Source organism: Haloferula chungangensis (assembly GCF_042664875.1).
GTDB classification, from domain to species: domain Bacteria; phylum Verrucomicrobiota; class Verrucomicrobiia; order Verrucomicrobiales; family Akkermansiaceae; genus Haloferula; species Haloferula chungangensis.
Map to the genome: position 1 here is coordinate 318,895 of NZ_JBHTBS010000003.1, position 13,259 is coordinate 332,153.

Sequence of the window (13,259 nt, forward strand, 5' to 3'; positions counted from 1 at the left end):
CTGAAGGGAAACTACGCCGACCAATCTTAGCGGACAAGCGTGGGAAAGCGGTCATCGTTTGCGCTGCTCGGACAACCACTCGACCAGGTCCCGGAGTTCCCGATGCGACAGCACCGCACCCATCGGCGGCATCGCCGATATTGGCTCACTCAGCTCGGAAATCTCACTGCGGAGGATCGTCTTCTTCTTGCCCGCCATGTCGAGAACGATGGCCTCCTCTGATTCCTCGGACAGCGTTCCTGCCACCGTGCTGCCATCGTTCAGGGTCGCGGCCACCATGCCGAAACCAGGAGTCAGTTCCGCCGCAGGCAGGACCAGCGACTCAAGCAGGAAGCTCCGGTCTCCGCGGAGCCCGACATCATCAAGCTTTGGCCCAGCCTGACCCGGCCCGGCAGCATGACAGCGGGCACACTGCGCCGCCGGTTGGGATTCGAAAATCTTCTCTCCCCGATCCGCATTCCCTCCGAGTAGCGCCGACTTCCAACTAGCCAGTGGATCTTCTGATGAACCAATCGCTGCTTCGTAATCCGCCAGCGCCTTCTTGATCTCGGACTCGTTCCTCTGCTTCGCCGCTTCTAACAACTCAATCGCATCGGCCGCTTCCCCGTCGGATTTGGCAAGGGCATTCAAGGCTCCGACGAAATGCCCGACCACTGCGGAGTCATCAAAATCCGCCGCCAACTCCCAGGCGCGCTGCCGGATCTGCGGACGCTCTGATTTCAGCGCATCTTCCAGAGCCGACAGGGCCATCGTCGACCGCCGCTTCACCAGTCCCGAGAGTCCTTCCATCGCGATCTCGTCATCCTTCGAGCCCGTCAGCTTGAGCAGCACATCGTCGAGATCGTCCGGCGCTTTCTCCATCAGCAGGGAGATCGACAACGTCCTCGCCTCGGTGGAAATGCCGTCATCGAAGACCATGTTCTTCAGCTTGCTATCGGGGACCTGACTCAGATTCAGCTCATAGGACGAGACGATCTGCATCCCGCCCGACAACAGCTCACCTTCCAGGCCCATCAGCTCCGCGGTCTTCGACTGGAAGAACTCACGAATTGGCTTCGGATCGCGCTTGGGCAAGGGATTGAATCGACCCAGCGACTGATCGACCTGGGGAGGATCACTCCAGATCGAAAGCAACCGCAGCGCTTCGCTTCGGGCCGCCACCGTCATCCCGGGATTCATCGCAAACTCAAATACCCGTTCGAGATTCTCCTGGCCTCCGAGACGGAAGGCGCTGTGAAGAATTCGCCTCCACATCATGATGCTCCGCTCGCGATCGACTTCCTCATCCAGAAGCGCGGCCACCAATGGGCGCACGCTTTCGATGCCGCGATCGTGAATCATCCGGATCGCTTCATCCGCCACCCGCGGATCTTCATCTAACAAATAGTCGGCAATGCGGTCACTGCCCTTTCTTCCAAGCACCGTCGCAATCGCCAGACGCACGGCGGGGCTTTTGTGTTTCCGGAGGCTCGCCAACTGGATCGGTTCCATCATCAACTCGAGAGCACGCACCCCGGCGTGACGCAGGTAGGGATCCTGATTATCGTTCACGTCGAGCATGTTGAGGATGTAGCCCATCATCCCGATCGTCTTCGTCTTACCGATTGCGATCGCGGCAAACATCCGGACACGCGCCGACTCGTCCTGGAGCAATGCTCCGATGTTCATCTTGTATCCGGAAATTCCGGCATCACCCAGCACCCGGACCGTCTGGGCCCGAACCTCCGGATCCCCGTGGGCCAGCAACGGCTTCAGCGCCTTGAAAGCCTGGTCCTGAAGCGGATTTCCCGGCAGATCCACAAAGTCATCGGCATCCACTTTCGGCAAGGCCGCACTGCCCCGGCGCGCCACGATTCCCAGCCCCCAGATGCCGTGCAGCTGAGCGAAGCCTTTGCCTTCGGTCGCCACCTTCTGAAGCACCGGAAAACCATCGAGATGTCTTGTTAGAGCCAACTGCGCGCGCGTCCGCACCCGCATGTCGGCATGGGAAAGCAAGACTTCCAACTCTTCGGCGGAGCGCTGATCAAAGCCCTCCGAGATGAGACGGGCCGCCTCCTCTGCCTGGTCCTGCAAATAGGGTTCCTCAGCCGTCGCCTCCAGAACCCGACCGTCATCATGAGAAATCCAACCATTGACGAAGTCGGTGATGAAGAGCCGGCCGTCCCATGAGTATTCCACATCCGTCGCGCCCACACTCCAGACCAGCGGTCGCGAATCCACGAGCTTCATCCCCGCGCCCTTCGGTGCGACTTCAAACGACCAGACCCCGGACTTTGCGCTCCCGCCTCGATAATCGCACACCAGAAAGCGACCGACTTCGCTTTCAAGAAACCCGGCACCCGGATGGTAGGTCAGCCCCGAGGGCCCGGATGTTAGATTCGCCACCGGCGGCAAAAGCCAGGCTGGCTGATCCTCATTCATCGGCTCCCACATCCGCTCGTTCATCCACGGACTCGGCGGAGGCCCATCGAGACCGATCTGGGTGGCAAACGAGAAAATCGTCTGGTGCTCCATCCGCCATCCCGAATCACCACCATCGACGATGTAAACAATGCGAGCCTCATCCTTCTGGTCGGAATTGTTATCGACGGTAAAAGCATTCCCCCACGCATCGAAAGCAATCTCCTTGGGATTCCGGAGACCGGTATGGATCACTTCGAAGTTTGATCCATCCGGCTCGAAACGGAAAATCGCCCCCTGATCCGGATACACGTATTCTTCTCCGCTCGCGGTCTTCACATTGAATCCCCGATCACCGATCGTTCCGTAAATCCGACCGTCTGGACCGAGGGCGAAGCCATTCATGTCATGCCCGGAAAACGACACCCGGACACCAAAGCCTTCTTCGATGACTTCGCGGCTCTCCGCCTTGCCGTCGCCATCATTATCACGCAGCGCATACAATTTCGGGATGTTCGCGAGGAATACCGTCCCTTCATAGGCGAACACACCCGCTGCCGTGCCATCAAGCTGGTCATTGAAACCATCGGCAAAGACCTCGGATTTCTCGAAACGCCCATCCGTCCCCTGCCCACTCAGCTTCCTCACAATCTCCGAGCGCTCGATCATCTGTTCGAGCGGCGCTTTCTCCCGCCATTTCTCGTACATTTTCGCCCGGTCCTCGACCGTCTGGCTGGCAAAGTCGTCCATCAACCAATAGAGCCGGCCCCGATTGTCATCGACTCCAAAACGGAATCGGTGGGTCTCAGTCAAATAAAGCGCGCCCTGCTCGTCGAACGTCAGCGCCGTCGGTGAGGCAACCTTCTGGGCTTCATGATCCGCTGCCACACGCAACCTGACACCCTGCGGAATCGTGGCTCCAGGCAAGGATTTGCTCGCCACCAGACCGCCGACTTCAGGCAACGGATCACCGCCCGCGCCATCCGCATTCGGGTCCCGAGGGGCACCGTGAGACGTAAGAACCAGCAGGGAAAATAGGGTCGTCGGCCGAATCATTTGGCGGAAACTAGCCAATAAACCGCGCCTGACAACGCTTGCCTCACCTATAAATGAGTGGAATCGGGTCATTTCCTTCTTTCGAATCGCTTGCCGCCGTGTCCCCAGCCCACTAGAACCGCCGCGCCATGGCCGGCTTCTTTTCCTCGCTCTACAACAAACTCTCCAACAAGGCGGAAGTCGATTGGGACGAACTCGAGGCGGATCTCATCGCCGCGGACCTCGGTCCCAAGCTCGCAATGCGGATCATCGACGACCTCCAGGCCCTCGGACGACAGGTCACTGCGAACGACGTCATCGACACTGCCCGCACCCGGGTCTCCGAGATTCTGCCCCCCGATTTGCCCCCGCCGCTCCCGCTTTCCGGCGACAAACCCTACGTGTTCTTCGTCGTCGGCGTGAATGGCGTTGGCAAGACGACTTCCTGCGCCAAGCTCGCCCACTGGCTCCATGGTCGCGGCTCACCGACGGTGCTTGCCGCTGCCGATACGTTCCGCGCCGCCGCTACCGAACAGCTCCAGCGCTGGGGTGAACGCCTCGACATCCCGGTCGTCACCGGCGCGCCGAATGCCGACCCATCATCCGTCTGCTACACCGCCCACCAGAAGGCGATCAATGAAGGCGCCAAGTATCTCATTTGCGATACCGCCGGCCGCCTTCACACCCGCCACAACCTGATGGAGGAGCTTTCGAAAATTCACCGCACGCTCGGCAAACAGGATGAACATGCGCCTCACCTGACGCTGTTAGTCGTCGATGCGACCACTGGTTCGAATGCGGTTGAGCAAGCCAGGAAGTTTCACGCCGCCTCGCCGATCGATGGTTTGATCGTCACCAAAATGGATGGCTCGGGTAAGGGCGGCGTCGCCATTTCAATCTACGATCAGCTGGGAATCCCGACGCGCTTCATTGGCACCGGCGAAGAACCCGAAGCCTTTGCGCTCTTCAACAAGCGCAGCTTCATTGAGGAAATGCTTTGAGCCTTCCCTCTCCCATTTCGATCAGCGGATGCGGAGCACTCAGCGTGCTCGGTCACGACCTCGCGGCCCATCACGCCGCCATCGCTCGCGAGCCCGCGCGCTTCCGCCCGCTCAGCGAGATGCCCGGCACGCCACCTGGATTTGAAAACCAGCACGCCGGCTGGATCGAATCCCGCTCACTACTCACGCATCGCAAGTGGTCGCCTCCCAGCGTTGCGGCCATCCACGTCGCCCGCGAAGCACTCGATGCCGCGGGCTGGTCGGCGGCGGAGCGACGCAACGCCGCCGTTTTCGCAGGCACCAGTCGCGGAGCCCTCGCCGGCTGGATCGAACCCTGGCCAGGCCGCCGACCTTTCGGTCTCATGGCCGCAAGCAACTCGCTTCCCAGCGAGCCCGCCTCCGCCGTTTCATCCGAATTCGGTATCGAAGGCCCCTGGCAGCTTCTTTCCAGCGGATGCTGCGCCGGACTCGACGCCCTCGGCATGGCCTTCCTCTGGCTGAATGCGGGCCTCGCCGAGCGGGCCCTCGTCATCTCCGTCGACCTCCCGCTCGTCACTCCCATCCTCAAGGCTTACGCCGACACCGGCATCCTTTCATCCCGCGACCACTGCGCCCCCCTTTCCCCCGAAAGCGACGGCATGATCCCGGCAGAAGGTGCCGCTGCCATCTGCCTCGAAAGAGGCCACTCGACAAAGCATGCCCAGCTCCTCAGCTACCTCACTGTCGGCGATTGCGCGGACCCACTTGGCGGAGCATCCGAGCACCCTTCTCTCACCCGCATGATCCGCCAGGCGATGGATTCCTGGGGCCGTCCCGCCCTCGTTGTTCCCCACGCCAGCGGCACCCACGCCCAGGCCATTTCCGAACCTGCCGCTCTCGTAGAAACCATTGGTCCGGACTGCAGCACTCTTCCCCTGAAGGCCTGGACAGGTCACACCATTGGTGCCAGCGGCCTGCTGGAAGCCTCCATCATCGCCTCATCGATGACTCACGACGCGTCCCCCAGCTCACCCGAATTGAATCTTCCTCCATCATCAAGAGTCTTCAAGATCGCCTCAGCCATGGGCGGTAAGCACTCCCTCATCGCCCTGCAATCACCATCATGAGCGATTATCGCATCGAAATCTCCGTCGACGACCAGCAACTCAAGTTGATCTATCAGGGTGAGCTCATCCGCAGCTATCCTGTCTCGACCGCAAGGAAAGGCGTGGGAACCCAGGAAGGAAGCTTCCGCACGCCGACCGGTAACTTCGTCATCTCAGAAATGATCGGCGCTGAAGCCCCTTCAGGAACCATCTTCAAAGGTCGGATCGACCAAGGCGTCTGGGATGCCTGCGAATGCGAGCAGGATCTCGTGCTCACCCGCATCCTGTGGCTCGACGGTCTTGACGCATCGAACCGCAACACAAAGGGACGCTATATCTACATCCATGGCACCAATCATGAGTCACTGATCGGCTCGCCCGCCAGTTGTGGGTGCGTCCGCATGACCAATCGAGACATCATCGAACTTTTCAACCTCATCGAAACAGGAACTCCCGTGACCATCCACCCACCTATCAAGCCCGGAGGAAAACTCATCTTCTTTGACTGCGACTCCACCCTGTCCACCATCGAAGGGATCGACGAACTCGGGCGTGCCCGCGGTCCCGAAATATTCGCCCAAGTCGAAGACCTAACCAATGCTGCCATGAACGGCGAGATCCCCATCCAGGAAGTCTTTCCGAAACGCATGGAGATCATTCGTCCGGATCGCTCCTTATGCGATGAGATCGCCGAACTTTACGTCAACACGATTACCCCCGGCACCGAGCAAACCATCGCTGAGCTGAAACAACATGGCTGGACCCCTATCATTCTCTCAGGAGGTTTCGCTCCACTCATCATGCCCCTGGCCCGCCATCTCGGCATCGACCATGTCGAGGCTGTTCCCTTAAACTTCGATGATCAGGGCAACTACGTAGATTTCGATGCCAACTATCCAACAACACGCAACGGTGGAAAACCGGATATCATTCGCGAATGGAAACATGCTCTCCTCCCAACTCGAACCATTATGGTTGGAGATGGTATTTCAGATCTCGAGTCACGGAGAGAGACCGATTTTTTCGTAGGCTATGGAGGCGTCGTCGCACGCGAGGCGGTGCGCTCCAAAGCAGATGCATGGATAGAAGATATGACGAAACTTAATTCATTAATAGACCTGTAGGCATGATTCCATAAGGCTTTCATTTCTTCGCTCAGTCCAAATTTTTCTAGCTATGAGCGAGTATCGGAAAAGACGCACCTGAGAAAGCAGCCCATTCATCGTCCGCCATTCATGTGTCCAAGCGCAAAATCACCTTGATCCTACTAGAACCCCGTAATAAATGGGGAACGTCATGAGCACCAAAAAGAAAGTCAATGTTTCCAAAGGGCGACGTTACACCCAGGCTGAAAAAGCAGAGATCCTCGAGTACGTCGACAAGGTAAATGCCGAAAAGGGCCGCGGTGGCCAAAGCGCCGCTTCCAAGAAATACAAAATTTCTCCTCTCACCATCTCAAGCTGGATTCGCAGCGGAATCGGTGGAGCGAGCGGCTTGAGCATCACCCCCAGCTCCCCGTCCATCGCTGGTCCGATCGGCAAGAAGCTGGCGAAGCTTCAAGCCCTGCATGATCAGATCATGCGTGCTGAAAAGGAGCTCTCGAAGATGAAGGCACAGTTCAACGCCCTCAAATCATCACTCTAATATCCATCCACTCTAACCAAACCATCCCCTTCCCTCTCCGGGTTGGGGATTTTTTTGGGAGCGATATCGTTAGATCTCTCGAAATAGAGATTTCCCAAATGCCTCTTTCGCTCCGGCATCGGCGATTGCCCAAAGGCCTAACCTTCCGAGGGAAAACCAACGCCTTCCTCGACATCAAACCACGCCACCTCTTCATCGCTGAAGGCGAAGCGACCCAAAAAAGTCCGGTCGCTCAGCATCAGGGGAATCCAGTGAACGTCATCGCTCCACATCTGGGAGTACGGAATATCCTCCAGTCGAAACCATCGCGGCTTTGCCTCGTCCGTCTCGGTCGGCACACCTTCGAAGTCATGTGCCACGTAAACATGGCAAAGAATGTCAGGCACATCTGACATCGCGAAGTGCAACTCACCGATCTTCCGGGGCCCCAATGCGGTGATCAACAGTTCTTCCTGAGTCTCCCTGATCGCGCACTGCAGCGGCGTTTCGCCCGGGTCAATCTTCCCTCCCGGACCATTGATCTTCCCCGCACCGAGCCCGCGCTTTTTCTCAATCAACAGAATCTTTCCATCCTTGATGATGAACATCAGCGTGGCGTGCGTGTGGGCACGCCACATGCCCCAGTCGAGCGGCGAAGGGACATTGCTGGATTCCATCACAGTGTCGGTTCAGTTCTCGGCATAAGCCTCGACACTGTCGCAGGTACAAACAAGGTTCCGATCGCCGTGAACGTTATCAATCCTCGCCACTGCCGGCCAGAATTTGTGCTGCCTCAGCCAAACGAGCGGATACGCCGCCTGCTCGCGACTGTAAGGATGACTCCAGTCGTCCGAGCAGACTGCCTCAGCAGGATGCGGCGCATTTTTAAGTACGTTGTCCTTCGCGTCCGACTCCCCCTTCGCGACCGCCATGATCTCTCCGTGAATCGAAATCAGCGAATCGCAGAAACGGTCCAGTTCCGCCTTCGATTCCGACTCAGTCGGTTCGATCATCAGCGTTCCTGCCACCGGCCAACTCATCGTCGGCGAATGGTACCCGTAGTCCATCAAACGCTTCGCCACATCCTCCACCGTGATGCCGCTTTCCTCCGTGAGGGGACGCAGGTCGATGATGCACTCATGCGCCACCAGGCCCTTGTTTCCGGTGTAGAGGATCGGGAAAAACGATGATAGTCGCCGGGCGATGTAGTTCGCATTCAGGATCGCCACCTGGGTCGCCTCGGTCAGTCCCGGACCACCCATCATCGCGATGTACATCCATGAGATCGTATTGATCGAAGCGCTTCCCCATGGCGCGGAACACACCACTCCATCGACGGCCTCCAGTTCCGCATGTCCCGGCAGGAAGGGCACCAGCTGTGATGCCACGCCGATTGGCCCGACACCCGGACCACCACCACCGTGCGGAATGCAGAAAGTCTTGTGGAGATTGAGGTGGCAAACATCGGCACCGATCCGACCTGGACTTGTCAGGCCAACCTGCGCGTTCATGTTTGCGCCGTCCATGTAGACCTGTCCGCCCGCTTCATGAATCGCCTCGCAGATTTCGACGATGGTGTCTTCGAACACTCCGTGAGTCGATGGATAGGTTACCATCAGCGCCGCTAGCTTTTCGCGATGCTCGTCAATCCGTGCTTTCAGGTCAGAGACGTCGATATTTCCCTGATCATCGCATTTCACGCCAATCACCCGCATCCCCGCCATCACCGCCGAAGCGGGATTCGTGCCGTGAGCCGAAACTGGGATCAAGCAGACGTCGCGATCCTTATCACCCCGTGAAAGGTAGTAGCGACGAATTGCCAGAAGACCGGCATACTCGCCTTGGGAACCCGCATTTGGCTGAAGCGAAACACCGGCGAACCCGGTAATTTCCGCCAACCAATCTTCGAGCAACTTGAGCATCTCGCGATATCCCTCGCTCTGATCCGCAGGCACAAAGGGATGGAGATTCGCAACCTCATTCCAGCTCAATGGCATCATCTCGGATGTCGCATTGAGCTTCATCGTGCAAGAACCCAGCGGGATCATCGATTCATTCAATGCCAGATCCTTTGACTCAAGACGCTTCATGTAGCGAAGCATCTCGGTCTCGGTGTGATAGGAATTGAAGACCTGCTGATCGAGGAAGGCCGACTCGCGGGATAGCGACGCATCCCAGCTCGGCTGAGCGTCCGAAGAAGCCGCGACAAGCGCATCTGCCGTGCACTCCACACCGAAAACCTTCGCAATCAGAGCCAGATCCCCAAAGACACTCGTTTCATCCAGCGAAATCCCCACCGAGCCGCCATCGACCTTGCGCAAATTGATACCGGCATCCACTGCCTTTGCGATGACCTGATCGGCATCGCTCACTTCGACCGTCAGGGTATCGAAAAATCGCTCGCTCTTCAGCTTTACTCCGCCGCTCGAAAGCACCGAGGCCAGAGCGGCCGTTTTCTGCCTCACCTGCGAAGCAATCGCCTTCAAGCCTTCCGCCCCATGATAGACGGCATACATTGATGCCATCACCGCCAAGAGCACCTGCGCCGTGCAGATGTTAGAAGTCGCCTTGTCGCGGCGGATGTGCTGCTCGCGGGTCTGCAGCGCCAAGCGGAATCCCGGACGACCGCGGGCATCCAGCGAGACCCCGATCAAGCGGCCCGGCAACTTTCGCTTCAGCTTGTCCGTGCAGGCCATGAAGCCCGCGTGCGGCCCGCCAAATCCCATCGGCACACCGAATCGCTGGCTCGATCCGACACAGATGTCGGCGCCGAATTCGCCCGGCGGCTTGAGCAAGGTCAGCGCCAGCAGATCCGCCGCCACGATCGCCGTGCCCCTGGCCTCCTTTACCTTCGCAAAGAATCCCGAATAATCGTCGACGCTACCAAGCGTGTCCGGGTACTGGACCAGCGCCGCAAAAAAGCCTTCGCATGCGGATGGCTCAAAACTCTGCCAATCACCCAGCTCGACTTGGATTCCCAGTGGCTCCGCCCGTGTCTTGACCACCTCGATCGTCTGCGGATGGCAGGCATCCGAAACAAAGAACACCTTTCCTTTCGGTGTACCTGTTAGAGCGAGACTCATCGCCTCCGCCGCCGCCGTGCCTTCATCAAGCAGGGAAGCGTTGGCCACATCCAGACCGCTCAGATCGGTGATGAGGGTTTGGAAATTCAGCAGGGCCTCCAGGCGACCTTGGGCGATCTCCGCCTGATACGGCGTGTAGGCCGTGTACCAGCCGGGGTTTTCCAGGATGTTCCGCTGAATCACCGCCGGAACATGGGTCCCGTAGTAACCCTGGCCAATGAAGGACTTCAGCACCCGGTTCTTCCCCATCACCGACTTCAGCCAAGCCAGCGCATCAGGTTCGGAACGGGCGGCCGGAAGATCGAGCGGCTTGCCTGTGCGGATACCCGCCGGCACCGCTTCATCGATCAGCGCATCAAGCGAATCGTAGCCGATCGCTTGAAGCATTTCATCGAGCTCGGAGCCGATCGCTCCAAGGTGGCGGCTGCGAAAATCGGAGTGAACGGTCATGGAAGTCGGAGGACAGAAAAGAAGCTCAACCAATCAGCGCACCGTAGGCGGCGGCATCCATCAGCTTCTCAAGCTGTGCTTCATCCTTCACCTTGATCTTGAAAATCCAGCCAGCCCCATACGGATCCGTATTCACCAACGCCGGATCCGCTTCCACCGCGTCGTTCACTTCGACCACCTCTCCCGAAATCGGTGAGTAAATGTCGCTCGCGGCCTTGACCGATTCGACGACAGCCGTTGGGTCGCCCGCATCGACCGATCGGCCGACCTCAGGAAGCTCAACGAAGACCACATCGGTGAGTTCTTCCTGAGCGTGATCGGAAATCCCGATCGTAGCGATTCCGTCCTCGAAGCGGACCCATTCGTGCGAGCTGTTGTAGTGGAGATCGTCGGGAATATTCATCGTCTGATTGGCTGGTTGATCGTCTGAAAGGCTTATCCTTTTTTCGCAGTCGGTTTGTAAAACGGTTTCTTCACGACCTGTGCCGGAAAGCGGCGTCCGCGGACGTCGACCCACACTGCCGTTCCCGGTTTGCTCAGGCCAATTGGCAGGTAGGCCATGCCGATTCCTTTGCCGAGACTTGGAGAAAGCACTCCACTGCCCAGTTCCCCGAGCTCCTCGCCATCCTCCGCCACCACCTTGTAGTGAGCCCGGGGTGGCGCGCCTTTCTCCAGATACTCGATCGCTACCAGCCGCTCGCCCAGCCCCTCGGCCTTCTGGCGGGCGAGCACCTCGCGACCGATGAAATCGCCCTTTTCCAAATCCACAAAGAACCCGAGCCCGGCTTCCAAGGGTGTCCGCTCGGGAGACAAATCACTCCCATTCAGGGGGTAGCACATCTCCAAGCGCAAGGTATCGCGAGCGCCGAGCCCGCAGGGTTTCGCACCCGCCGCCACAAACGCCTCGAACATCCCTTCGCCTTCGCCCGCCGGACAGAAAAACTCAAACCCATCCTCGCCGGTATAACCCGTCCGGCAAACCACCCCACCATTCGCGAGTTTTGCGATGCCATTTCGCGGCGGCAGCACCGCATCGCCGCAGACCTTTCCAAAAGTTTCCGCAGCCTCGGGCCCCTGCACCGCCATGCCGGCCCATCGATCGCTCTCATTGATCAGTTCCACATCACCATCGAGCTGCTCATGCATCCAAGCCAGATCCTCTTCGATCATTGATGCATTCACGACCAGGAAAAACTCCGTCGCCGTCACCCGATAAATGATCAGGTCATCGATTACCCCACCTTTCTCGTTTAGCAGGAAGGAGTACTGACCCTCACCATCACCGAGCTTCGCCACATTGTTCGCCAGCACCCGGTTCAGCCAGGCTTCCGCGCCGTCTCCCGTGACCACGAACTGCCCCATGTGAGAAATGTCGAAGATCCCCGCCTTTCCCCGCACCGCCGAATGCTCATCGAGGATCGATGAATACATCACCGGCATGTTCCACCCCGCAAACGGCACCATCCGGGCCCCTAACCGCTCATGCAACTCCTTCAACGGGCTTTCCTGGATGACCTCGGACACGCCGCTACTTTGAGACGGCATCGCCCGAGGTCAAGCCAAGTACTCGCACGTTTTGACGGAAGCAGGGACCAACGACCGCCCATGATCTCATGAGGACCCGCAGGAGAAAAAGCAGTTTCTGCAGCTCCCGGGCGAATACCGACCCCAGAAATCCGACCCCAGAATCGAAGATCGAAATAGAGAGGTCTCGATATCCCGGGAAGATCCCTTCGGCCACGTCCTGCTCGCTCTGCCTTGCTTCACGATGGAAGGAAACCGCGCATCGCAAAGCCGGCCACGGTGGGTCCGACGGCATTTCTGACAGCGGGAGTGATTCGAGCATGAGTCCCGAGCGATCCCCTCATCTACTAGATTTATCGTAGCCCAAGCAGGGACCCCATGATCCCCAGCCCCCCCCCGATGGCCTCTTCATTCGATGTCCCAGGCCGGCCAACTCGGCACCTCAAATCCTCCGCTCCGGATTCTGAAAGCCCCGAAACTGCTTGTAGAGGACCTCTACCTTCGTCCGTGCCCAGGAGGTCCGTCGCAGGAACTTGAGGCTTGATTTGATCGAGGGGTCGTTGCTGAAGCAATTGATCCGGATCCGGTAGGAAAGATCCTCCCAACCATAGGCCTCGACCAGATCCGTGAGCATGCGTTCGAGGGTAATGCCGTGTAGGGGATCGTTGCTCACACCGGTGTTTATTACAGCAATACTCCCCGCAAACAAGCCTTGCGAAAACTGACGTCTAGACAAGGGCGCTTCCTCCAGACACAAGCTTGGCCATGAAGAAGTCCTTCCCACTCAGTGATCCGAAGCACAAGCCGGAGCGCGTCGTCGCCGCCATCAAGAACGATGTCCGCAAGTACCTGAAGCGGGAGAGAAAGAAGCAACTCCCCGAAGGCGTCGACTACTGGGACTTTGCCTGCAAGGTCGGACAAGGCAACGAGGCCCCCGTCAGCAAACACGTCGAGGAAATCGTCCCTGCCATCGATGAAGCCGCCGCCGCCGGATGTGAATCCGTCTACATCGAAATCCTCGCCACCCCCGGCGTGAGAAAGCGCGACTGATTTTTTTC

11 protein-coding genes are annotated in these 13,259 nt (G+C 58.6%); 5 read left to right on the forward strand and 6 right to left on the reverse strand.

Translation table 11 applies throughout. The features are described from left to right. Positions 1-51: 51 nt before the first annotated feature. On the reverse strand, positions 52-3,456 hold the full coding sequence (locus ACFQY0_RS07985) for a DUF7133 domain-containing protein (RefSeq protein ID WP_379711117.1): 3,405 nt from the start codon (positions 3,454-3,456) through the stop codon (positions 52-54). 128 nt (positions 3,457-3,584) lie between these two features. Between ACFQY0_RS07985 and ftsY the strand changes: the two genes are divergently transcribed. From ftsY to ACFQY0_RS08005, 4 genes are all read left to right on the forward strand, one after another. Beyond that, complete coding sequence (gene ftsY, locus ACFQY0_RS07990) at positions 3,585-4,436, forward strand: signal recognition particle-docking protein FtsY (protein ID WP_379711119.1); 852 nt, start codon at positions 3,585-3,587, stop codon at positions 4,434-4,436. Beyond that, complete coding sequence (locus tag ACFQY0_RS07995; protein ID WP_379711121.1) at positions 4,433-5,542, forward strand: beta-ketoacyl synthase N-terminal-like domain-containing protein; 1,110 nt, start codon at positions 4,433-4,435, stop codon at positions 5,540-5,542. The genes ftsY and ACFQY0_RS07995 overlap by 4 nt, the downstream gene beginning before the upstream one ends. Beyond that, positions 5,539-6,645 carry an HAD-IB family phosphatase gene (locus ACFQY0_RS08000; protein ID WP_379711123.1) on the forward strand — a complete coding sequence of 369 codons (1,107 nt, stop codon included), beginning with the start codon at positions 5,539-5,541 and terminating at the stop codon, positions 6,643-6,645. The genes ACFQY0_RS07995 and ACFQY0_RS08000 overlap by 4 nt, the downstream gene beginning before the upstream one ends. Before the next feature lie 172 nt (positions 6,646-6,817). Next, entirely contained in the window at positions 6,818-7,165 is a 348-nt protein-coding gene (locus tag ACFQY0_RS08005) for a hypothetical protein (protein ID WP_379711125.1), read from the forward strand. A 137-nt stretch (positions 7,166-7,302) separates the two neighbouring features. Here ACFQY0_RS08005 and ACFQY0_RS08010 read toward each other — a convergent pair whose 3' ends face one another. The 5 genes from ACFQY0_RS08010 to ACFQY0_RS08030 form a co-directional block, all read right to left on the reverse strand. After that, the gene (locus ACFQY0_RS08010) at positions 7,303-7,821 is read right to left on the reverse strand and encodes an 8-oxo-dGTP diphosphatase (RefSeq protein WP_379711127.1); all 519 of its coding nucleotides are present in this window, start codon (positions 7,819-7,821) and stop codon (positions 7,303-7,305) included. Positions 7,822-7,833: 12 nt separating this feature from the next. Further along, the gene (gene gcvP / locus ACFQY0_RS08015) at positions 7,834-10,677 is read right to left on the reverse strand and encodes an aminomethyl-transferring glycine dehydrogenase (RefSeq protein WP_379711129.1); all 2,844 of its coding nucleotides are present in this window, start codon (positions 10,675-10,677) and stop codon (positions 7,834-7,836) included. A gap of 25 nt (positions 10,678-10,702) precedes the next feature. Beyond that, entirely contained in the window at positions 10,703-11,080 is a 378-nt protein-coding gene (gcvH, locus tag ACFQY0_RS08020) for a glycine cleavage system protein GcvH (protein WP_379711131.1), read from the reverse strand. Positions 11,081-11,112: 32 nt separating this feature from the next. Further along, complete coding sequence (gcvT, locus tag ACFQY0_RS08025; RefSeq protein WP_379711133.1) at positions 11,113-12,201, reverse strand: glycine cleavage system aminomethyltransferase GcvT; 1,089 nt, start codon at positions 12,199-12,201, stop codon at positions 11,113-11,115. A 442-nt stretch (positions 12,202-12,643) separates the two neighbouring features. Further along, positions 12,644-12,874 carry a VF530 family protein gene (locus ACFQY0_RS08030; RefSeq protein ID WP_379711135.1) on the reverse strand — a complete coding sequence of 77 codons (231 nt, stop codon included), beginning with the start codon at positions 12,872-12,874 and terminating at the stop codon, positions 12,644-12,646. Positions 12,875-12,966: 92 nt separating this feature from the next. Between ACFQY0_RS08030 and ACFQY0_RS08035 the strand changes: the two genes are divergently transcribed. Next, the gene (locus ACFQY0_RS08035; protein WP_379711137.1) at positions 12,967-13,251 is read left to right on the forward strand and encodes a DUF6172 family protein; all 285 of its coding nucleotides are present in this window, start codon (positions 12,967-12,969) and stop codon (positions 13,249-13,251) included. Positions 13,252-13,259: the final 8 nt, after the last annotated feature.